Raw genomic sequence first — 21,165 nt, 5'->3', positions numbered from 1 at the left:
TGCCGGCCACGCATCCATGCGCCCGGCATGACCAGCGCCACCGAAGTCTCTGACCCTCTCAGACAACTTGTGCGCCGATCCATATCAAGTTATCCACCTTATCCTCGTTATACAGACCATTAAACGCCTATCATGCGGTTCGTATAGCCTTTTTATCTCGCACGACCTCACTTAAGCTGACGGTATGACGATGATGGAAACAATCAAAGCCCTCCCCCTCCGATCCGTCCGCATCGGCGCGGACCCGGATACCGGCCCGCTTGGCAGCGTCACCCTTCCCATCACCTGGGATGATGTGGCGGCGCGCGCCATGCTGGATCTGTCCCTGTCGCAGGACTCCCTCACTTTTGATGACGCCATCATGCCCTGGCTGACAATGATCCAGGCCAATATCACAGGCGATGAGAATCTGGGCGTCGAACGGTGCAGGGAATTTCTTGATCTGCTCTTACAGCGTCAGGTCGCACCGACTGCCGATTTATGGCAGGGGCAGCATGACCGTCAGGGGGGGCTTCATCGTCAATGTCGCGTCCCTCTGCGGTCACGGCGTGTTTGATGGGCGCCGGGTTATGTCGCCGCATTGCGTCGCGTCTGCGGCACGCTGCGTGAGATCCACGCCCATGCCGGCACGCAGCTCAATGGAGAGTTACCGCTTTTCGACACGCCGGAAGAAGCTGACATAAGCGCCGCACCGCCGAAGGACGCGCTTCTTCCCCGTCGGGCGGGCACGCTCCTTCTGACCAATATCGACGCAGCCCTTGCCGCGCTCGGCTTTGATTATGACAGCGATGCAGGGCGGGATGCCGCGTGTTATATGGCCTGGCTGACAACCTCCGTCGCGCGGCAAAATGCGGGGCCGGTCCCGCTACCGCCCACATCATGCCCTATTGCCGGGCTTGCCTCGATCGGTGAGCAGATCCGTGATGAGATCGACCATGCGGATAACAGCCTGCCATCCCAACCGCTGATTGAGACCGGGTTTTCGGCGCCAGGTCCCATTGATTGCATTCTCGGTGTCGATGCTTGCGGTTTTACACCGATTTTCTCCCCCTTCAACGAGAATGGCGCGCTCAGAGCGAGCACACTCGCGCGGCTCGCTTATCAAGGCTTCACGCCCGAGACAGCCCTCGCGGCCGCTTTTGTGGGACAGACGCCCCTCACCCAGCCCGATATTGCGGCCCATCTGGCGATGCATCGCGCCATAGCGGGTTTTGTCGATCGGATGCCCGCGCGCCCTGACCCGACGCTTGTCCTGTCGCCGCAATCCCGGCTGGAGCGTGGGCAGCGCAGGCTGCTACCGCACCGGCTCAATGGCGTCTCCATGCGTGTTTCCATCGGGGGCAGCGCCTTTACCTTCGGACAGGAGAATTTGATGACGGCTCACTGGGTGAAGTCACGATCAATGCGGCGCGCGGTAATTCGATGGTCAAAGGGTTGATTGACAGTCTCAATCAGGCCGTGTCGATCGGGCTGCAATATGGTGTCCCGCTGGATGTCTATGTGGATCAATTTGCCTATGCACGTTACGGGATTGGCGGCACGGTTGAAGGTGACGCCACAGCCAATCATGCCTCATCCATAACGGATTATGTCTTCCGCAGCCTTTCGAAAACCTATCTGGGTGTGAAACTCCCGGATATCAGCCCGGAATCGGAGCATGACCCAATGTCGTCCGCCGATCCTTTCCTCCCTTTCGAGGCTGACGCGGAAGCAGGTGATCTGGACGGAGCTCATCGGCAGCATTTACGCGTCGTGTAAATGTTTTACTAAAGCGATATGGCGCTCCTGATACGCCTGACCTATAAATTCAGCTCCGTCATGCATGCAATATGCGTGAGGCTAAAAAAGTAAAGGGTCACTCCATGTCTCTCGATATTGAAAAAAATTGCCGCATTGGGCCTGACATTGCCTGAAGCCGCAAAGCCGGTCGCCAATTATGTCGCCTGCGTCCATACAGGCTCACTTCTCATCATATCCGGCCAGTTACCGCTTGAGGCGGGCACCCTGAAGGCGAAAGGGAGGCTCGGAGGTGAGGTTTCGGAAGAGATTGGCTTGCCTGCGCGCAAGCCTGCTTCCTGAACGTCGTTGCCCAGGCGAAGGCGACTCTCGGAAATCTGGAGCGTGTCAAAAGAGTTGTGCGCCTCGGCGGATTTATCAGCTGCGCGCCCGCTTTCACCAACCACGCCAAAATCATGAATAGCGCCTCTGGCCTCGCTGTCGGGCTCTTCGGGGAGCTCGGCATCCACGCGCGCTCAACCATCGGCGTTCCCTCTCTGCCATTGGATGCCCCGGTGGAAGTCGAGGCCATTTTTGAAATTGCGCCCTGATGAACCGTTACAGCGGGCCGGAGGGTTTCAGCCCTCCCGCCTGCCTTTCGCCGCATGACAGGTAACGATTTCAGCATCGCACCCCGTGCGGAGGCTATTCCTCCAGAGGACTGGCGCCTTTGTGTCGGCGATGACGTTCTGACGGGCCGCGATTTCTTCCTCGCGCTGGAGCAGAGCGGTTCCGCCGTTCCCTCTCAAGGGTGGCATCCCTGTCACGACGTTTTGCGTGAGAACGGTCAGGTCCTAGCCATCGCCCCGCTTTACGTGAAAAGCCACTCTTTTGGTGAATATGTGTTCGACCAACCATGGGCAGAGGCTTTTATGGAGGCAGGCGGCCGATATTACCCAAAGCTCACGGGATGTGTCCCCTTCACACCCGTCTGCGGGGCCCGCATCTTATGCGGCCTGACCGGAGAAGGGCGGGCATGGTTAAGCGTCGCATGGCGGCGCACATGGTTGAAATGGCGCAATCTGCCGGGCTTTCATCCGCGTATCTGACATTCTGCTCGGAGGAGGAAGCCACCCTCCTCGCGGAGTTGCGCTGGTTGACGCGCCGTGGCCTGCAATATCACTGGTATAATGATGATTATGCGGATTTCAGTGCGTTTCTGGATTCCCTCACCTCGCGTAAGCGAAAAATGATCCGCAAAGAGCGGGAATTAGCGACATCCTACGGCCTGAGCTTTTCAATCCAACGCGGCGACACGTTACGGCCGGATGAATGGCGGCGTATCAACGCGCTCTATCGCGCCACGACGGATCGAAGATTCGGAAACGCCTATCTCGCCCCCGGATTTTTCGCGTCTCTTGCAGCGTCACAAGGCGAAAACATCATCCTAATGACCGCCTCACGCAATGAGGAAATTGTCGCTGCCGCTTTTAATATACTGAGTGGTGACACGTTTTACGGGCGTTACTGGTGTTACGCTGAGGATTGGCCCGCTTTGCATTTTGAGCTTTGCTATTATCAAGCCATTGAATGGGCTATCGCGCATCAACTCAAACGCGTTGAGGTCGGTGCGCAAGGGACGCACAAAATATTGCGAGGTTACCGCCCAACATATACGTGGTCGGCGCATTACATCGCGCATGAAGGTTTGAGGAAAGCCCTGCGGGACTTCCTGGTGGAGGAGGCAGCTGAGATGGCCGCGCAGAAACGCGCCTTTGAGGCAGCTCTACCTTACCGTAACATTTTTAGTTGCGAATAATTCTCATAAACATTATTGTGGTGCTCTCTTTTACAGCCCGCTATTCGGAGGCCACCCCGATGATAAGATGTCTCGCCACCGGACACGAAGTCATCGCACGACTCATGAATGACGCTTCCATATCATCTCCGGATGCGCAGCAAATGGAGTGGCTGTAATTTCTCGGCTTCGCGCCCCCTGCATCGCCGGAGAAGACCGCCCATGCGGCCAAACCCGGAAAAAGTCCTCGGCGGAACGACAAGACTCATTGAATAATATCGGGTAAAAGGGCTGTGCTCCCCGAATTGGACCCGACTTATGACACGTCATCGCTTTACAATTACTGCGCTCTATCATTTCACGCCCTTTCCCGACCCCGCATCGCTCAAAGCGCCGCTTCTCGAAAATGCAGGGCGCACTCCATTTGCGGGACGCTTCTCCTCGCGCAAGAGGGGATAAACGGGACCATTGCGGGCCAAGACAATGATATTCGCGCCATCATCGCTGAAATTAAAGCTTTGCCCGGATGCGAGTCTCTGGAATGGAAATTGTCACACGCGGACGCTCCACCTTTCCACCGTATGAAAATACGGCTCAAGAAGGAAATCGTGACGATGGGTCAGCCCACTATTGACCCGCTGAAATCGGTCGGGCGTTACGTCGCGCCGGAGGCATGGAACGCGCTGATTACCGATCCCGATACGATCGTTATTGATACACGCAATGATTATGAGGTCGCCATCGGCAGTTTCAAGCACGCGATTGACCCTAGTACGAAGAGTTTCCGGGATTTCCCCGATTGGTTCCGACAATTCCGGGCGCAGCAGGCGCAACAAGGTCGGAAGGCCAAGTTGGCGATGTTCTGCACGGGCGGCATTCGCTGTGAAAAAGCGACCGCCTTTGCGCGGGAGGAAGGGTTTGAGGAGGTCTATCACCTGAAAGGCGGCATCCTCAAATATCTGGAAACTGTGCCGGAGGCGGAAAGTCTGTGGCAAGGAGATTGCTTCGTTTTCGACCATCGTGTCAGCGTACAGCACGGCCTCAAGCCCGGCGATTATACGCTCTGCCACGCCTGCCGGATGCCCCTCTCACCGGATGATCGCGCATCGCCTTTTTATGTGGAGGGTGAGTCCTGCCCTCATTGCCATCATGCGCGCAATGCGACGCAGCGCGTCAGCGACAAATGGTGATAGCGCAAGCGCGCGTCACCGTGCATCTAGGGCATCCTTATGCGACGCGCCCTTCATCCGGGACAAAGCGCGACGAATAGGTGCTGACTTCGGAGAAAAATCGCTGAGACGTGTCAACGCGTCTCAGCAGTTAAGTTTCAAAGCAGGCGTGCGACTTTGAGAAAGATCCAAGTCAGCAACATGAAGACCGCACAGACAATCCCGGCCCAGATGGTGCCGAGCGCGCCTGTCTGGAGGAACATCCCCCCCGTATTCATCCCGAAAAACCCCGTGACCAATGTTGCGGGAAGCATCAGGATTGTCGCGACGGAGACGATATAGAGGCGGCGATTTGTCTCCTCAACCTGCATGGAAGAGAGCTCATCCTGCAAAGAGCGTGAGCGCTCCTGTACCGCCAGCAAGTCATCCAACGCGGCATGAACCTGGTTTTCCAACCGGTCACGCAGCTCATCCTCCGCCCAAAGCGGCAGGTTGAGATCCGCATCGCGTATCACGCGGTCGATCGGGGTCACGACGCGGCGCAACTCCGTCGCGCGGCGGCGGGATTTACCCACAATCGCGCCGAGATGACCGAGGTCGCGTTTTCTTTCAAAGCGCAGAAGGGCATATTCAGCCCGATCAACCTCATCATCCAGCCGACTGATCTGCCGTCGGACGCTCGCAATGAAGACGCGTATGGTGCGCTCAATGACGCCGATCGGCCCCGCCGAGACTTTCCCCGCCTTGAGGGATCGGAAGGTGCTGCCCAGAACCGGGATCGGGTTACGGCGCGTCGTCACCAGCAAGTCCTGGCGCATCGCGAAGCGCCACGCGCAGAAATCGCGATCCTCCTCAAGCACCGCATCATCGAAAGCCGGCATCGCGCCCCAGACGACGTGGTCCGTCGCTTCGAGCGTGATGCCGTATTCCGTCTCCGCCAGGACCTGACATGCCTCGCGCGGGAAGCATGTCAGATGCGCAACCTGAAGGCGCGCGGCGCTGTGTACCGTGTCAAAATGCAGCCAGAGCCATTTATCAACAATGCCCGGGACTTCATCCTCCGCAGGCATACTGCCATTGAGAATGGCGTTGATTTCCTCATCCGTCAGAGGTTGCGATTCGCCGGATGACGCGACGCTGACCGCCCATACAAGCCCATTTACGACACCACTACGCTTGCCGCGCCGTTTGACGAGATCCGTCCCGCCAATAATGGGATACGGTTTCTTCACACGTGGGGATGACATCTTACCCTCCCGGGTCTGCATTGCCCGAAACCCGAAATTTGAGGCCGCCCATGGCGCATCAAAAACTCCCAGCCCGGTCAGATGTTTCCAGAGTTCTTAAAATTCAGCGATCTGTATACAAGTCCGAAACTTAATGGGAGTAAAAATGTTCAAAGGCTTGGGGCCCGTCGGCGCCTGGTTGTCCGGCATCTGAAACGCTCTCCGTCATAAGGTTGCTGCATGACATCCGTGCATAAGAGTTTTCTCACCCTCGCTGTACTGGCGGGCTTTTCCCTGGCCGCCGCGGCGCAGGCGCAGCCAACCTCTGAACCTTCAAACGACGCGCCCCTACTGCTGAAAAGGCAGATCGGATGCGCCAGCGATCTGCGGGCGCGCATAATCCGACGGAGAAAAACCCAACCTACCGAAATCAGGCGATGGAGCAACCGACTCCGGCCCGTCCGAGCAAACCGCAGGTCAAACTCAAACCTGGCGAGAAGACGACGGCGCAGCATGACCATCGGAAATATCGGCGCGCACCGCATCTCTAAGCGCTGTTAACGTCGGAAGACCGCTTCAGGTGCCACTTTAGGCGCGCAGCCATCTCCCGCCATCGACATAAACATACTGAAATCCAGACCTCGTCACATTGGGCGCAGAGGTGCCTCAAACGGGTAGGCGGCGAAAATCCGTCTGACAATTTCGACATTACCCGTGGTGGGCATCCTACCAAAACAAGGCCACTGGCCCTCACGCCTCACTCGCTTTATAACCCTTGCGAGATAAGACTGCTAACAAGTGAGGCGCCGCGCACATGAGCGATTACAAAGTAAGTGATATGTCCCTGGCCGAATGGGGCCGGAAAGAAATTTCCATCGCGGAAGGCGAAATGCCAGGGCTGATGGCCCTTCGGGAAGAATTCGGCAAAAAGCAGCCCCTGAAAGGCGCGTGCATCGCGGGTTGCCTGCATATGACGATCCAGACGGCTGTACTCATTGAAACGCTGATCGCACTCGGCGCGGAAGTGCGCTGGTCATCCTGCAATATTTACTCCACCCAGGATCAGGCCGCCGCCGCGATCGCCGCCGCCGGTATCCCGGTTTTTGCGTGGAAAGGCCTGTCGGAAGAAGAATTCTGGTGGTGTATTGAACAGACCATCAAAGGCCCGAATGGATGGACGCCCAATATGATCCTCGATGACGGGGGTGATCTGACCGTTCTGATGCATGATAAATATCCTGAAATGCTCAAAGATGTGCGCGGCCTGTCGGAAGAGACGACCACGGGCGTGCACCGGCTCTGGGAGATGGAGAAGGCAGGCAAGCTGCTCGTGCCAGCCATTAACGTTAATGACAGCGTGACCAAATCAAAATTCGATAATCTTTATGGCTGTCGGGAAAGCCTGGTCGATGCGATCCGCCGTGGCACTGATGTGATGATGGCGGGCAAAGTCGCTGTCGTCGCCGGATATGGTGATGTTGGCAAAGGGTCAGCCGCCTCCCTGCGCAATGCAGGTTGCCGCGTCCTTGTGACAGAGGTGGACCCGATCTGCGCGCTTCAGGCCGCGATGGAAGGTTATGAAGTCGTCTCCATGGAAGATGCAGCGCCGCGCGGAGATATTTTCGTCACCTGCACGGGCAATGTCGACATCATCACGCTTGAGCATATGCGCGCCATGCGACACCGCGCCATTGTGTGCAATATCGGCCATTTCGACAGTGAAATCCAGATTAAGGCGCTACGCAATTTCAGATGGGACAACATCAAGCCGCAGGTGGATGAGGTTGTTTTTCCGGATGACAAGCGAATCATTCTGCTTTCCCAGGGCCGTCTGGTCAATCTCGGGAACGCGACCGGGCATCCTTCTTTCGTTATGTCAGCCTCCTTCACGAACCAGACGCTCGCGCAGATTGAGCTTTGGACGGCGCAGAAAGGACAATATGAAAATAAGGTCTACACGCTGCCGAAGAAACTTGATGAGAAGGTGGCCGCGCTTCACCTCGCGAAGGTCGGCGCCAAACTGAGCCGCCTGAGCCCCGAGCAGGCGAAATATATCGGCGTGCCGACGGAAGGCCCCTTCAAACACGAGCTTTACCGTTACTGAAACTTCCATTCAACGCAGTTGAAAAAGGGGCCCGTTCGGCCCCCTTTTTTTGCGGTCGGGAAAGGTGCTATCTGCCGGAGAAGTCGAGGAAATACGAGGGAACAGTTTAGAGCACGCCACGTTAAGTAAATGACAAATTTTTCCCTGATTTTCTTCTGATTTTGAGGTTAATATGAGTATCTTCAGCACCCTCGTTTCCAAAATTTTCGGCCGTGCCGATGCTAAAACACCTGGCACGATGGAGGGGAGTTCAGCTGGCACGGATGTCAACGCCATCCTGACCGATCTTGCCAATAAAAAAGGTGGTGGCGCTTCCAATTGGAAAACATCCATTGTGGATCTTATGAAGCTCCTGAATATGGACAGCTCTCTTGAAGCGCGCAAACAGCTCGCGAAAGAACTTGGCTATACGGGCGACATGAATGACAGTGCCAGCATCAATATCTGGCTCAGCAAGCAGGTGATGCAGAAACTTTCAGAGAATGGCGGCAAGCTTCCCGATTCTTTCAAGAAGTAAAATCCGTCCTCAATTCTGCTTCAATGACGCCCGCCTCGTGGACGGGCGTCAGACGCGTCACACTTAAACTGCCGGCATCATCAGTCCGCCAAGATAAGCGGCGAGGTCAATGCGTAAAGGCATAAAGTAAATATTGCTCTTCTCCCTCTTAACGAAGTCGAGCATTTTCTGCGCGAAAGCAATATTTGCGGAAAGAGACGCGTCAAAATCCCGTGCAAAGACGACGTGATTGACGTTTTCCCAATAAGCGCGGCTTTTCTCACTCACGACCGGGGACACACCCCAGAAAACGGACTGACCCTCCAGCCACCTGGCGCAAAGCTCCAACATAGGGAGGTCAAAAAGCGGCTGTGTAAAAAACCCGACAGCACTCGCATCAATCTTCCGTTTGACGGCCTCAAGCTCCTGATAAGGTGCGCGGCGATAGGGGTCAAACGCGGCATAGACTTCCAAATGCGGCGCCTCACGCTGGTAACGCCGAATGATACCGACGCTGTCATTCGGATAGGTCGGGCGCGACGGGTCGGCGGGCGGATCACCTTCCACCACCAGAATTTCGTTTATACCGGATTGGTGGGCGCAGGGCAGAGGCGCATCCGGGGCAATATCAATCGCACGAATATGCGGGATCACCGGGACATCCCCCTCCCGTTTAAGGAGATGCGCCGCCTCCCATGATCGCATCTCCATACGTGTAAGATCGGGAATATTGATCAACCCCGCCTGAGGCAGAGCGCGCCGCACCGTCTCAAAATCCTGACGCAGCGACGCCGCATCACGCGGCACAAGTTCAATGGATATCCGCGTCATGTGACGCCCTTATCCGCTTTACACGCCGCGTCGAACGTGTTACTGAGCAGGCAGGCAATAGTCATCGGCCCCACCCCGCCTGGCACAGGGGTGATGAAAGCGGCTTTTTCAAGCGCGTCATCGAACGCCACATCGCCAACGAGGCGGGTTTTGCCATCGGGCAGGTCCTTGCGGATGATGCCGACATCAATGACGGTTGCACCGGGCTTGACCCAGTCACCCGGGACGAGTTCGGCTTTCCCCACGGCGACAATGAGAATATCCCCCTGACGCGCCAGACCACCTGGATCTTTCGTGTCGATATGGGCGATGGAGACGGTGCAACCCTGCTTCAGCAGGAGCTGCGCCATCGGCTTGCCAACAAGATTGGACGCGCCAATGATGACGGCATGCAGGCCACGCAACGTCCCCAGCGTTTCCTGAAGCAGCTTGAGGCACCCCAAGGGTGTGCAAGGCACATGCCCGTCCATACCCAGGCTGAGTCGACCGGCATTAACTTCGCCCAGCCCATCCACATCCTTATGCGGCGCTATCGCATTGATGACGATATTCCGGTCAAGATGCTTCGGCAAAGGGAGTTGGACGAGGATACCATGGATCGCCACATCCGCATTGAGCCGCGCGATCAACTCAAGCAACTCATCCTGCGCAGTTGTTTCCGGCAGCATATGCATGAAAGAGCGCATTCCCGCACGATGTGTCTGGATCGCCTTGTTTTTGACGTAGACCTCACTGGCCGGGTCATTGCCCACCAGTACGACCGCCAATCCCGGGATTTTGCCGATCTCAAGGCGGAAGCGCTCCACTTTATTCTTGATGGACTCAGTCAGAGCGCGGGCGATCGCCTTGCCATCTATGATTTTGCGCCGACACGCTTCGTCAGGTTTCATCGCACACAGCACCTGTTTCAGGGAACGTTTTGTCGCGTCCAACCTCCCCTTACAGCAAATTGACAGCGCAAACCACCTTGCCCGCCCCGTCAATATGGCGTTTCGGAAGCGTGAGGCAGAGAAGCGCCGGATGCCATTTATTGCACCCGGCGCGTCGCCTGGTCATGGCGGGAAACGATTTTTAATCATCATCCCGATTATTATTCTGAGCGATCGCGATAAAAATCCGCTGACCGTCCCGATAGATTCGGAGTAGGACCGGCTTATTTTTTCTGAGTACGGCGCGCACGGCCAGGGTCGCTGCCTCCGGATTCAAAACCGGCGTGCGATCAACACTCTGCACGATATCACCGGGGCGAATTCCGGCCTGTTCCGCTGGGGAGCCAGGCGTGACCGCACTCACAACGGCACCTTTCACGCTTCTGTCGACACCAAGCTGGTGGCGGATATCATCCGTGAGCGGGGAGAGCGATACGCCAAGCTTCGTTGATCCCGCATCGTCCGCATTATCCGAGTCGGATGATGCGACGTCACCATTTTTGGGAAAATTGCCGACCCGCGCCTTGATGGACTGGGGTTTGCCGTCACGTAGCACCTGAATCACAATTTCGGAGCCAGGCTTATTGGCGACAGTTTGCATAACGACATCATGGTCGTTTTTCACCTTCACGCCGTTGACTGACATGATGATGTCACCACTGCGGATACCGGCGTGATCCGCGGGGCCGCCCGCGATGACATTGGCCACCAGCGCCCCCGTCGGCGCGATACCGGGTGACGGGTTTGTCAAGCCAAGCGCTTTCGCCATCGTTGGCGAAATCCGCTGAACCGTAACGCCGAGATAGCCCCGCGTGACATGCCCCGTTTTCTGGAGCTGATTGACCACATCCTTGACCGTGTTGGACGGGATGGCAAAGCCAATCCCGATTGAGCCGCCGGACGGCGAGATGATGGCCGTGTTCATCCCGATCACGTCCCCGTTTTGGTCAAAAAGCGGCCCGCCTGAATTGCCGTGATTGATCGGCGCATCAACCTGGATAAAGTCATCATAAGGCCCGGCACCGAGGTCACGACCCAGCGCGGACACAATCCCGGATGTGACAGTGCCGCCCAACCCGTAAGGATTGCCGACGGCCACAACGAAGGCACCCGGCTGCACATTGTCGGAATTACCCAATCGGATGAAAGGGAGTTTATCAGTGGTTTTGATTTTCAACAAGGCGACATCGCTTTTACTGTCACGGCCGATGATTTTCGCGGGGAAGCTCGACCCATCATCAAGCGTCACCGTCACTTTTGTGGCGTTTTTGACGACATGGTTATTCGTCACCACATAACCATCCTGCGAGATGATGAAGCCGGACCCATGCGCTTCCACCATGCGCTGGCCGGTGGGCGGTGCAAATTGGAAAGGAAACGGAAAGGGAAATGGCATCGCACTTTGCGGCCACTGCCCGTTATCATCAAAATTACCCTGATCATCCGCGTCCACACGGATGCGCGCCGTGATTGACACGACTGCGGGTTTAACAGCCTTGACGAGTCCGACGAGATCCGGAGCATTCTGAAGCTGCGCCCCGGGCTTGATCGGGCCATCAGCATAAGCCCGCGGCGGGATAATCGCGCTGAGTCCGATAAGCGGCACGGTCATCAGTGCTAAATGTTTTGATATGGAAAGATGTTTGGAAATCGGACGAAAACGAGTTTTCACGGGCCCTCTCCATCAGGATCATATGACCGACCGTCGGCGCATCCTGATCAAATAGTGTTATTTGCGCAACGAGTTTAAGAAAAATGTCTGGCCTCGTAAAGATTCTCTTGGTGTCTTTTTATTTAAAAACGATGTCAGGGTTTTTCCGCCCCCTTCTCCGCTCTCAACCTACTAAAAAATCCCGTCAGCAGGGCGGCGCTTTCCTCCCCGCGGACGCCGCCAATCACTTCCGGCCGGTGCAGGCAGTTTTTCTGCTCAAAGATGCGCGGACCATGCTCAACCCCGCCCCCCTTCGGGTCATAGGCGCCAAAAATCAGGCGACCGAGTTTGAAATGCACCATGGAGGCCGCGCACATGGGACATGGCTCCAGCGTGACATAAAGTGTGCATCCCGACAGATATTTCGTCCCGCAATGACGCGCGGCCGCCTGCATCGCGCGCAACTCCGCATGGGCGGAAGGGTCACCATCGGATTCGACCTTATTGGCCTGAGCTGCGCAAAGGCGCCCATCTGCGTCCAATATGACAGCCCCGACGGGCACCTCCCCGGCCTCACCGGCCTCCCGGGCGAGAGACAGGGCCAGCTTCATCGCCCGTTCGGGTGGAAGCTCTTCCTGCACCTTTCAGAGATTCTTTCCCGTGAAGAAAATCGCTTTTTTCTCAGTCATGGTTTGATATTTGCACATCATATGATGCAAAAACCATGTCGTTTGCACGCGAACGTGCGTGAATATGCTTTTCCTGCCGCGCCCTGAGGGCGATTTGCAAAATCCCGATCGGGCGCGGACAAAGGTCGGAAAGTCCCTCCCCGGGGCTTAAAAGGATGTTGAGATCATGACGGACGACGTCAAAGGCGAACGTATCGCGAAGTTTCTGGCGCGGGCCGGTGTCGGAAGCCGTCGCGATGTGGAGCGTATGGTGGCGGAAGGGCGGATCATCGTGAATAACGAGGTCATCCAGCAACTTGCAACCTTTGTCACCGCTCAGGACATGATCCGCGTGGATGGCGCCGTCATCGGCCCGCAGGAGTGCACGCGCGTCTGGCGTTATCACAAACCCACCGGACTGGTGACAACCCACCATGACCCGCAAAATCGCAAAACCGTTTTCGAATCCCTTCCCCCCGGTTTACCGCGCGTCATCAGCATCGGACGTCTGGACCTGAATTCCGAAGGGCTGCTTTTATTGACGAATGACGGTGCCCTCGCACGTCGGCTTGAATTGCCTTCTCACCAATGGGTCAGGCGCTATCGCGTACGTGTTTTCGGCCTGGTGGATGAAAAGCGCCTCGCCACCCTCGCCGAAGGCTCGGTTTTTGATGGGGTCCATTACGGGGCGATCCAGGCGGGTCTCGATTCGCGCAAAGGCGATAATTCCTGGCTGACCGTCAGCCTGCAGGAGGGGAAGAACCGGGAGATCCGCCGCGTCATGGCGGCGCTGAACCTGCATGTCAGCCGGCTGATTCGGGTGGCATATGGCCCGTTCCAGCTCGGAACCCTTCAGAAACGTGCCTTGGAAGAAGTGCCAACCAAAACATTGCGAGAGCAGATCGGGGGTTTCGAAGCCGCACCCCGACGCAAAGCCGCGCGCTCCGTGGCGCGCTGATGCGCGTTATTGCCGGCATGAGGCGGGGCCTTATCCTTGATGGCCCGGATGATCAGGCGACACGCCCGACCTCAAACAGGGCGCGGCAGGTCATATTCGATGTGCTCGCCCATGCGGGATGGGCCGCCACGCACCCTGTGCGGGATGCGGTGATTCTTGACGGTTTCGCGGGCACGGGCGCTTTCGGCATTGAGGCCATGTCTCGCGAGGCCGCTCACGTTACTTTTATGGATCACCATTCTGCCGCACATCGCATTTTGCTGAAAAATCTCAGGCGCGCACGCTTCGAAGATCATAGCGTTGTGCTGAAATGCGATATCACCGCACCGCCACGTGCCACCGGGCAGATGGATATCGCTTTTCTCGACCCGCCTTACGGCCAAAATCTTCTGCCGCTTTCCATCGAGGCACTTATGCGGTCTGGCTGGATCGGGCCTGATACATTGATCATCATGGAGTCGGAGAAGAATCTGGATCCGATCAATTCCGAACCGTCTCTCGACCTGCGCACAATCGGAATCGGGAAGATTTCCTTCTGGAAAGGTGCGCAATGGAAGGGGGTTTGAATGCAAAACCGGAGCACCTCTATTTTTATTTTAGCGACGTATCCGCGCTTCAGATGTTAACTTGAACAAAACAAGCACGCTCTCCATCGCGCATCCGACCCTAACTGGACATCAAGATCAGAGGTTACAGTGAGTTTATTCCGGCGTCGCGCAGCTTCAGGCGGCACAACTTTCCATTTTCGTCACGCCGTCTCACTGCGTCTCATAGAATGTGGCGGGCTCGCCCTTGTCGCTGTGGCTCTGTGCCTCGCCGCCGCACTTTGGTCTTATAATCCGCAGGATCCTTCGTTCAACACGGCCAATGCCAATGTTACCCCCTCCAATTACCTCGGGCTTTTCGGCGCCTTTATCGCGGATGAATTTGTGCAGTGGCTGGGACTGGCCAGCGCGTTGCCCACCATTATTTTTACATGCTGGGCATGGCAGATTATCCGATACCACCAACTCGCTTCGCCGATCCTGCGACTCATCAGCGCGATGGCGCTGATCCCGACCGTGGCGATGACAGTCGCCTCACTTCAACAGCTCCTCCCGCTGACGCAGGTCGCCTGGCCATCCGCCTCAGGTTTTGGCGGGACGGCGGGTGACTTGCTGGCACGGAAACTTATCGAATCGGGGCGGTCATTGCTCCATGGTTATGGCGCGACGGGGTTCTTCCTCCTGGCCATTGCGCTTTGTTTCCTCCTCGTGCCTCTTGCTTTGGGTCTCCAGCGTCATGAATGGCGGGCTCTGATGATCGCCGTTATGCGCACAAGTCGGGGCATTGCCTCACTTTTCCGCACGATCGGGCGGCGGGGCGTTGCCCACGCCGCCCCGGATATCGCTGGTTACGCGCCGGAGGAGCCTGCGCGTCGCGGCTACGCAGACGCTTCACCCGCTTATGCGCCACCATCGGGCCGCACGCAGAACGCCACGTCACATCACGGCGATGAATGGCTCCACCCGCCCGATGCGCGACGTGAGCCGCAAATCTCACCAGCTTCGACACCGGGTCATGCGGCACCGGGCGCGCCTTCACGGACCGATAATCCCTATGCGCGTCAATTGGCGCAAATCTCCCCCCAGGAACAGGACGCCGCGCGACATCATCCGGAAATAATGCACGCTGAGGAGGAAAGCAGCGTCGACCCCATGACGATGCGGATTGAACCTCAAAGATTGGCGCCAGAGCCGCCTGCGCGGCGGGGATTTTTCAGCTTCGGGCGGCCACGCCAGGCGGCCAGTCCGGCGGAACCGCCGTCACGCCCGGCACAGATGGATCCGCAACTCGATGGTTGGCAGCTCCCATCCCTCACCCTTCTCAAGCCGGCCCCGCCAGCCGCGAATTCAGGTCCGACGCAGGAAGTCCTCCAGACGAATGCGCGGCTGCTGGAGCAGGTCCTGGCCGATTACGGTGTGCAGGGCCAGATCGGCGATATCCATGCCGGGCCGGTCGTCACGCTTTATGAGCTTGAACCTGCACCGGGTATACGCTCTGCCCGCGTGATCGGGCTGGCGGATGATGTCGCACGCTCTTTGTCGGTGCTGAGTGTGCGCATCGCGACGGTGCCGGGGCGCAATGCCATCGGCATTGAAGTCCCCAATGCGATCCGTGAGACGGTTTTCCTCAGTGAAGTCCTGGACACGCCCGAATTCAAGGAGCCCGGCTCTCACCTCAAACTGACGCTGGGGAAGGATATTGCGGGGGATCCGATCTGCGCTGATCTGGTGAAGATGCCGCATCTCCTCATCGCCGGCACGACGGGGTCAGGTAAGTCGGTCGGCGTCAATGCGATGATTCTCTCACTTCTCTTCCGTCACCCGCCGGAAGAATGCCGATTGATTATGATCGACCCGAAAATTCTGGAATTGTCGATTTATGAAGGCATCCCCCACCTCCTCACCCCTGTTGTCACCGAGCCGCATAAAGCTGTCGCCGCGCTGAAATGGGCGGTGCGAGAGATGGACCGGCGCTATCGTGCTATGGGGCATCTGCAGGTGCGGAATATTGCCGGTTATAATCATCGCGTCCGTCAGGTCCATGCACAGGGTGAGGTGCCGATGCGACGCGTCCAGACCGGCTTCGATTCCGAGACGGGCCGACCAGTCTTTGATGAGCAGCGACTCAATCTCGAGACCATGCCATTTATCGTCATCATCATCGATGAGATGGCGGATCTCATGATGGTTGCGGGTAAGGATATTGAGGGTGCCGTGCAGCGATTGGCGCAGAAAGCGCGGGCGGCGGGCATTCATGTCATTATGGCGACGCAGCGCCCCTCCGTCGATGTCATCACCGGCACGATCAAAGCGAATTTCCCGACGCGGATATCCTTTCAGGTTATCAGCAAATTCGACAGTCGGACGATCCTGGGTGAACAGGGAGCGGAGCAGCTTCTGGGCCAGGGTGACATGCTTTATATGCAGGGCGCAGCGCGCATCACCCGCGTCCATGGTCCTTTCGTGGCGGATAGTGAGGTTGAGGCGGTCGTGGCGGACCTCAAATCCAAAGGTGAGCCCATTTATAATGATGAAATCGTCGCAGCCGAGCCGGATGAGGATCTCTCTTCCTCCGGAAATGGTCTTAGCGGCGGATATGATGGCGAAACCACCCTTTTTGACCAGGCGGTTGACCTCGTCGCGCGTGAAGGCAAGGCGTCAACGTCCTTTATTCAGCGTCACCTCTCCATTGGTTATAATCGTGCTGCCAAAATTATCGAGGAGATGGAAAAGCAGGGCATTGTCAGTGCCGCCAACCATGTAGGGCGGCGTGAAGTTCTGGTAAGAAGCCGGCGTGACGAGGGGTGATGCCCGGCAGCGCCAAAGAAACTTGCCGGTAAAGGAAGCGCCCCCTTTCGATTTGGACATTCTTTATCGCAGCACGCATTTCGTGGCCATCAACAAGCCGGCCAGACTCCCCGTTCACCCCGGTCGCGGGACGGCGCTTTCAGTCGAGGCATTTTTCCCATCTCTTTCAAAACGGAAAGACGGGCCTTGGCTGGTGCATCGGCTTGATCGGGACACGTCGGGATGTCTGCTCATCGCGCTTCGGAAGCAGGCACTGATCGCGGCGCAAACCGCGTTCTCGCAACGTCAGGTCACGAAAACCTATTGGGCCATTGTAAGCGGGCACCTGGCCCGTGACGCTGGAACCTTCGATTTGCCTCTCTTGCGGGTTGAGAAAAACCGACAATGGAAGATGGAAGTCGATCCTGAAGGGCAGGAAAGTCGCACGCACTGGCGCGTCCTGCATCGTGGCTGCGACGCGACCCTTTTGGCGTTGCAGCTTCTCACCGGGCGTACCCATCAGACCCGTGCACATTGTGCCGCAATGGGCCATCCGATCATTGGCGACCCGATTTACGGCGCGTCATCCAGTGACTCGCAACTCCTCCTTCATTGCCGCGCCCTGAATTTGACTTGTAATGAAGAGGCAATTTCCGTAACGGCACCGCCGGGCGGCGCCATGGCAGACTGGATCAACGCTGTGTCAGGCGACGGTTTCTGAGATCGCGCCTGACGTTTTTTATATTGTTCGGAGCTTGCTTTGCCCTGGACAAATCATGGGGTGAGCGTGCGCGATTTGTCATATTGAAGCGCTATTTCCCGTCCGCGGCTATGTGGCTGAGACGCACGCCGCAGGATAAACCACAGGCAAAACATGATATGCTCCAACCGGCCCTGACGCTGCAGGCCACGATGACGGAAGAGGAATTTGACACGCTCAAGTGGCGACGCCATGAGCGCTTCCTCAATCTCATCCAAAAGCGCGCGATGTTGCTGTGCGGGGACTTGAAGCGCTTTCGACGCGCGCTCTGACATTGCAGCGGAAAGAAGAGCCGTCGCGACTTGCCGCAGAGAAGCGACATTGCCCGTAAATCGCCGCATGAAAACAGTTGGCCCGCGCCGCATCGCGCGACGGGCCCGTATTAGAAGGTGCGAGGTGGCGCCGACCATATTCTGACGATGTTGCCGGTAAAGACTTGCCGGGCGATTATCCGTCATGATCTCGCCGCCGAATAAAGCAACGACGAGATAACTCCACCAATCAAGAAGCACATCCTCCGGCGCGACGCTTTTCTTGATGAGCGCGATAGCAGCAGGGTTGAGGAGCACCGTATGACCGACTGCGAGGTTCTGCGTCAGGGCCGTCGCGAGATGAAGGCTTTCACCGGGCGGCAGCGCGGGGGACAGGCGGCGATGACCAAGATTTTCATCAACGATATATTGACGAGCACAATATAAGGCCGGTTTGCGTGATGCTTTCAGAGCATTGAAGGCACGTGAAAGCTTGTCATCCAACCAGACATCGTCTTGATCGGCAAAGGCGACATAACCATTGTCGGGCACGTGATTGAGTAAGAGCTCGTAAGAACGTCTCACGCCGATGCGACGTGGTGACGCAGACACTTCAATGCATTTCCCTGAGGCGCATTCCGCTGAAAACGCCCGCATCAAAGCTCGGGACTCGTCGCTCGACTCGTCATCCCGCCAAAGAAGCTGCCACGACCGGAAATCCTGCCGCAGAAAGCTTTCCAGCTGGTCAGGGAGATAGGTTGCACCATTATAAAGCGACAGGAGAATGTAGATAACCGGCGACTCAGATGCCCGAAGCGTTGAAGCCTCTCTAACATGAGAGGCTTCATCTTTAAGAGAAAAGGTCAAACCGATTTACATGTAAAAACCTCGCCAACGGCGCGTTTGAGGCTGGCGCGCCAATCCGGCAGTTCAATCCCGAAGACCTCTTTCAATTTTTGACATGACAGGCGCGAATCCATGGGGCGCTTTGCGGGCGTCGGCCAATCTTCCGTCGCGATCGGCGTAGCTTCCTCCGGGAAGGGCTGACCATATAACACTGCATCCTCTAACGCCGCGACCGCGAGTCCATGCCATGTGGTTTCTCCCGTCCCCGCCGCATGATAAATGCCTCCCAAAGCGTCTCCTTCCCCTTTCGAGAGAAGTTGATGCATGATTTCGAGGACGGCTTCGGCCAAGTCGTCCGCATTTGTCGGGTTGCCGCGTTGGTCCGCAACCACTTTCAAGCGTGGATTTTTAGCGCCGGCATTCAACATCGTCCGCACAAAGTTTTTGCCGTGCGGCGCGTAAACCCATGATGTGCGCAGGATGACGCTTTCGGGGTAAGCCGCCATAACGGCCGCTTCACCCTCGGCCTTTGTCCGGCCATAGACGGCGCAGGGCGCGATCGGATCGGATTCCCGATAAGGCGCGCCCTTATCGCCTGAAAAAACATAATCCGTCGACACATGGATGAAGGGCACACGCGCCTCACGACAATATCGCGCGATGATTTCCGGGCCCGATTGATTGGCCGCCCTTGCCTCAACTTCATGACTTTCGGCGAGGTCAACCGCCGTCCATGCTGTCGCATTGATAATTACGGAAGGTCGGTAGCGCGCCAACGTTTCCAGAATAGTCTCCGGCCGATCGAAATCAAACTCAGGCCGACCGACGACGACAACCTCACCCGGTGCGCGTTTTTTGAGAGATGTTGCGAGCTGCCCGCTTCCCCCGGTGACGAGGATTTTTTGTTGATTATTTTCAGTCATCAATATTTGAACCAGTCTTTGACTTCCGTGAAATGAGGCGTCTCCCAGTCCTTTTCCGACAGGACAATGTCGGAGGATGGTAAAGGCCATTTGATACCGAGATGCGGACAATTCCAGATAACGGCACGTTCAGACGCTTTGTCATAGATGGAGGTGCACTTATATTGCACCATCACGTGATCGGTCAGGGTCATGAAACCATGCAGAAAACCCGGCGGCACCCAGAGTTGAGACCAGTTTTCCTCAGATAATTCCCCGCCGACCCATTTCCCGTGTGTCGGGGAGCCAGAGCGCGCATCCACCGCAACATCCCAGATAGCGCCCTGCGTGCAGTGCACAAGTTTGCCCTGCTCATAAGGTGCCAGTTGACAATGCAGCCCGCGCACCACGCCTTTCTGGCGCGACAGGCTTTGATTATCCTGCACAAAAGGAAGCGCGATCCCGGCCTCCTCATAACGTGCCGCATTATATGTTTCGGAAAAAAACCGCGTGCATCGCCGAATTTTGGCGGCGTGACGAGAATGACATCGGGGATGTCCAGTCGCGTGACTTTCATATTTTATCCTTTTTACGACCTGGCTTTAATTTTTCAATTTATGAAGCATCCGGGAGAGCATCGTTTTACCGAGCGTGGCCGCGTGGTGATCCAGCTGCGCCTCATCAACAAAACCCATGCGGTAGGCGGCTTCCGATGGCAGGCCCACCAACATGCCCTGACGGGACTGGATCGTCTGCACAAACAAACCTGCCTTCATCAGGCTGTCGGGCGTGCCCGCATCAAGCCATGCACAACCCCGCCCAAGCTTATCGACCTGAAGCGTTCCTTCCTCAAGATAGATCTGGTTGAGGTCCGTAATCTCCAGCTCTCCACGCGCGCTGGGTTTCACTTGCTTTGCAAATTCCACGACACGATGATCATAGAAATAAAGTCCCGTAACGGCCCAGTTTGATTCAGGATGCGCGGGTTTCTCGACGATGCGCAGCGCCTTCCCGCTTTCATCGAAACTGACGACGCCATATCGTTCCGGATCACGGACCTGATAGGAAAAACAGTCGCGCCATGGGTCCGTGTCGCGGCGTCACGCAACATGGTGCTGAGATGTTCAGCGAAGATGAGATTGTCACCCAGGGTCAGCGCACAGGGATGCCCGTCGATCCAGTCTTCTGCGATCAGGAAGGTCTGGGCCAGGCCTTCCGGTGAAGGTTGCACGCGATATTCAAAATTAACCCCGAATTGAGATCCATCCCCGAGCAGACGTTTAAACTGCCCGATATCCTGGGGCGTCGAGATGATCATAATATCGCGAATCCCAGCGAGCATCAGTGTCGTCAGGGGATAATAGATTATCGGTTTGTCATAGACAGGAAGGAGTTGCTTCGATGTCGCCAACGTCATGGGATAGAGGTGTGTCCCCGATCCCCCGGCCAGCAAAATACCCTTCATGGCGTTATTCTCGTTTTTTGACGACATATTCTCAGATTCCCAATCTTTGTCCGTCATAACGCT

Annotated in this window: 20 protein-coding genes and 3 pseudogenes; 14 read left to right on the top strand and 9 right to left on the bottom strand. The window is 56.8% G+C overall.

The features are described from left to right. The first annotated feature begins 190 nt into the window (after positions 1-190). The 7 genes and pseudogenes from AAYR33_00115 (at position 191) to AAYR33_00085 (ending at position 4,704) form a co-directional block, all read left to right on the top strand. A complete protein-coding gene (locus tag AAYR33_00115) occupies positions 191-556 on the top strand; it encodes a hypothetical protein (GenBank protein ID XAO71442.1) in 366 nt (121 codons plus the stop codon). A gap of 24 nt (positions 557-580) precedes the next feature. Further along, positions 581-1,438: a hypothetical protein gene (locus tag AAYR33_00110; GenBank protein ID XAO71441.1), complete on the top strand. Its 858-nt coding sequence runs from the start codon at positions 581-583 to the stop codon at positions 1,436-1,438. Beyond that, on the top strand, positions 1,423-1,758 hold the full coding sequence (locus AAYR33_00105) for a hypothetical protein (GenBank protein XAO71440.1): 336 nt from the start codon (positions 1,423-1,425) through the stop codon (positions 1,756-1,758). The genes AAYR33_00110 and AAYR33_00105 overlap by 16 nt, the downstream gene beginning before the upstream one ends. A gap of 114 nt (positions 1,759-1,872) precedes the next feature. After that, positions 1,873-2,327, top strand: a pseudogene (locus AAYR33_00100) (RidA family protein). Between the two features lie 54 nt (positions 2,328-2,381). Further along, a complete protein-coding gene (locus AAYR33_00095) occupies positions 2,382-2,825 on the top strand; it encodes a peptidogalycan biosysnthesis protein (protein ID XAO71439.1) in 444 nt (147 codons plus the stop codon). Next, positions 2,726-3,535 (top strand): GNAT family N-acetyltransferase, encoded by an 810-nt coding sequence (locus AAYR33_00090; protein ID XAO71438.1) that lies wholly within the window; start codon positions 2,726-2,728, stop codon positions 3,533-3,535. Before AAYR33_00095 ends, AAYR33_00090 begins: the two co-directional genes overlap by 100 nt. A 272-nt stretch (positions 3,536-3,807) precedes the next feature. After that, positions 3,808-4,704, top strand: coding sequence for a rhodanese-related sulfurtransferase (locus AAYR33_00085; GenBank protein ID XAO71437.1), 897 nt, complete (start codon positions 3,808-3,810; stop codon positions 4,702-4,704). A gap of 137 nt (positions 4,705-4,841) precedes the next feature. Here the strand turns inward: AAYR33_00085 and AAYR33_00080 are convergent, their stop codons facing one another. Continuing rightward, positions 4,842-5,930, bottom strand: a complete 1,089-nt coding sequence (locus tag AAYR33_00080; protein XAO71436.1) for a CorA family divalent cation transporter — start codon at positions 5,928-5,930, stop codon at positions 4,842-4,844. 350 nt (positions 5,931-6,280) lie between these two features. On the opposite strand from AAYR33_00080, the gene AAYR33_00075 reads away from it, so the two are divergent. The 3 genes from AAYR33_00075 (at position 6,281) to AAYR33_00065 (ending at position 8,530) form a co-directional block, all read left to right on the top strand. Continuing rightward, positions 6,281-6,460 carry a hypothetical protein gene (locus AAYR33_00075; GenBank protein ID XAO71435.1) on the top strand — a complete coding sequence of 60 codons (180 nt, stop codon included), beginning with the start codon at positions 6,281-6,283 and terminating at the stop codon, positions 6,458-6,460. A 263-nt stretch (positions 6,461-6,723) separates the two neighbouring features. Then, on the top strand, positions 6,724-8,013 hold the full coding sequence (gene ahcY, locus AAYR33_00070) for an adenosylhomocysteinase (GenBank protein ID XAO71434.1): 1,290 nt from the start codon (positions 6,724-6,726) through the stop codon (positions 8,011-8,013). A gap of 172 nt (positions 8,014-8,185) precedes the next feature. Further along, the gene (locus AAYR33_00065; GenBank protein ID XAO71433.1) at positions 8,186-8,530 is read left to right on the top strand and encodes a DUF3597 domain-containing protein; all 345 of its coding nucleotides are present in this window, start codon (positions 8,186-8,188) and stop codon (positions 8,528-8,530) included. Between the two features lie 63 nt (positions 8,531-8,593). Here the strand turns inward: AAYR33_00065 and AAYR33_00060 are convergent, their stop codons facing one another. The 4 genes from AAYR33_00060 to AAYR33_00045 form a co-directional block, all read right to left on the bottom strand. Further along, positions 8,594-9,340: a methylenetetrahydrofolate reductase gene (locus AAYR33_00060; GenBank protein ID XAO71432.1), complete on the bottom strand. Its 747-nt coding sequence runs from the start codon at positions 9,338-9,340 to the stop codon at positions 8,594-8,596. Beyond that, complete coding sequence (folD, locus tag AAYR33_00055; protein ID XAO72473.1) at positions 9,337-10,230, bottom strand: bifunctional methylenetetrahydrofolate dehydrogenase/methenyltetrahydrofolate cyclohydrolase FolD; 894 nt, start codon at positions 10,228-10,230, stop codon at positions 9,337-9,339. The genes AAYR33_00060 and folD overlap by 4 nt, the downstream gene beginning before the upstream one ends. A gap of 181 nt (positions 10,231-10,411) precedes the next feature. Continuing rightward, entirely contained in the window at positions 10,412-11,881 is a 1,470-nt protein-coding gene (locus AAYR33_00050) for a Do family serine endopeptidase (GenBank protein XAO71431.1), read from the bottom strand. A 194-nt stretch (positions 11,882-12,075) separates the two neighbouring features. After that, positions 12,076-12,531, bottom strand: coding sequence for a nucleoside deaminase (locus AAYR33_00045; GenBank protein XAO72472.1), 456 nt, complete (start codon positions 12,529-12,531; stop codon positions 12,076-12,078). Between the two features lie 244 nt (positions 12,532-12,775). On the opposite strand from AAYR33_00045, the gene AAYR33_00040 reads away from it, so the two are divergent. The 4 genes from AAYR33_00040 to AAYR33_00025 all read left to right on the top strand — a co-directional run bounded on the left by AAYR33_00040 (position 12,776) and on the right by AAYR33_00025 (position 17,599). Then, complete coding sequence (locus tag AAYR33_00040; GenBank protein ID XAO71430.1) at positions 12,776-13,546, top strand: pseudouridine synthase; 771 nt, start codon at positions 12,776-12,778, stop codon at positions 13,544-13,546. Next, a complete protein-coding gene (locus AAYR33_00035; protein XAO71429.1) occupies positions 13,546-14,112 on the top strand; it encodes an RsmD family RNA methyltransferase in 567 nt (188 codons plus the stop codon). The genes AAYR33_00040 and AAYR33_00035 overlap by 1 nt, the downstream gene beginning before the upstream one ends. 129 nt (positions 14,113-14,241) lie before the next feature. Further along, positions 14,242-16,899, top strand: coding sequence for a DNA translocase FtsK 4TM domain-containing protein (locus AAYR33_00030; GenBank protein XAO71428.1), 2,658 nt, complete (start codon positions 14,242-14,244; stop codon positions 16,897-16,899). After that, positions 16,886-17,599: an RNA pseudouridine synthase gene (locus AAYR33_00025; GenBank protein ID XAO71427.1), complete on the top strand. Its 714-nt coding sequence runs from the start codon at positions 16,886-16,888 to the stop codon at positions 17,597-17,599. Before AAYR33_00030 ends, AAYR33_00025 begins: the two co-directional genes overlap by 14 nt. Positions 17,600-17,652: 53 nt before the next feature. On the opposite strand, the gene AAYR33_00020 is transcribed toward AAYR33_00025, so the two are convergent. The 4 genes and pseudogenes from AAYR33_00020 to rfbA all read right to left on the bottom strand — a co-directional run bounded on the left by AAYR33_00020 (position 17,653) and on the right by rfbA (position 21,102). After that, a complete protein-coding gene (locus AAYR33_00020) occupies positions 17,653-18,756 on the bottom strand; it encodes a glycosyltransferase (GenBank protein XAO71426.1) in 1,104 nt (367 codons plus the stop codon). Then, positions 18,753-19,658 (bottom strand): dTDP-4-dehydrorhamnose reductase, encoded by a 906-nt coding sequence (gene rfbD / locus AAYR33_00015; protein ID XAO71425.1) that lies wholly within the window; start codon positions 19,656-19,658, stop codon positions 18,753-18,755. The genes AAYR33_00020 and rfbD overlap by 4 nt, the downstream gene beginning before the upstream one ends. Continuing rightward, a pseudogene (rfbC, locus tag AAYR33_00010) lies at positions 19,658-20,214 on the bottom strand (dTDP-4-dehydrorhamnose 3,5-epimerase). Before rfbC ends, rfbD begins: the two are co-directional and overlap by 1 nt. 25 nt (positions 20,215-20,239) lie before the next feature. After that, positions 20,240-21,102, bottom strand: a pseudogene (rfbA, locus tag AAYR33_00005) (glucose-1-phosphate thymidylyltransferase RfbA). Positions 21,103-21,165 lie beyond the last annotated feature (63 nt).

The organism is Acetobacteraceae bacterium, from assembly GCA_039613835.1.
Lineage (GTDB): Bacteria > Pseudomonadota > Alphaproteobacteria > Acetobacterales > Acetobacteraceae > Sorlinia.
This window is presented reverse-complemented; position numbering and strand designations above follow the sequence as displayed.

Coding starts and splice junctions, on each gene's coding strand:
- AAYR33_00090 (XAO71438.1), top strand. CDS start 2,726: ATGCGGCCTGACCGGAGAAGGGCGGGCATGGTTAAGCGTCGCATGGCG.
- rfbD (XAO71425.1), bottom strand. CDS start 19,658: ATGACTGAAAATAATCAACAAAAAATCCTCGTCACCGGGGGAAGCGGG.
- AAYR33_00045 (XAO72472.1), bottom strand. CDS start 12,531: ATGAAGCTGGCCCTGTCTCTCGCCCGGGAGGCCGGTGAGGCCGGGGAG.
- AAYR33_00060 (XAO71432.1), bottom strand. CDS start 9,340: ATGACGCGGATATCCATTGAACTTGTGCCGCGTGATGCGGCGTCGCTG.
- AAYR33_00095 (XAO71439.1), top strand. CDS start 2,382: ATGACAGGTAACGATTTCAGCATCGCACCCCGTGCGGAGGCTATTCCT.
- AAYR33_00105 (XAO71440.1), top strand. CDS start 1,423: ATGGTCAAAGGGTTGATTGACAGTCTCAATCAGGCCGTGTCGATCGGG.
- AAYR33_00065 (XAO71433.1), top strand. CDS start 8,186: ATGAGTATCTTCAGCACCCTCGTTTCCAAAATTTTCGGCCGTGCCGAT.
- AAYR33_00035 (XAO71429.1), top strand. CDS start 13,546: ATGCGCGTTATTGCCGGCATGAGGCGGGGCCTTATCCTTGATGGCCCG.
- AAYR33_00050 (XAO71431.1), bottom strand. CDS start 11,881: ATGACCGTGCCGCTTATCGGACTCAGCGCGATTATCCCGCCGCGGGCT.
- folD (XAO72473.1), bottom strand. CDS start 10,230: ATGAAACCTGACGAAGCGTGTCGGCGCAAAATCATAGATGGCAAGGCG.
- AAYR33_00080 (XAO71436.1), bottom strand. CDS start 5,930: ATGTCATCCCCACGTGTGAAGAAACCGTATCCCATTATTGGCGGGACG.
- ahcY (XAO71434.1), top strand. CDS start 6,724: ATGAGCGATTACAAAGTAAGTGATATGTCCCTGGCCGAATGGGGCCGG.
- AAYR33_00115 (XAO71442.1), top strand. CDS start 191: ATGATGGAAACAATCAAAGCCCTCCCCCTCCGATCCGTCCGCATCGGC.
- AAYR33_00040 (XAO71430.1), top strand. CDS start 12,776: ATGACGGACGACGTCAAAGGCGAACGTATCGCGAAGTTTCTGGCGCGG.
- AAYR33_00075 (XAO71435.1), top strand. CDS start 6,281: ATGCGCCAGCGATCTGCGGGCGCGCATAATCCGACGGAGAAAAACCCA.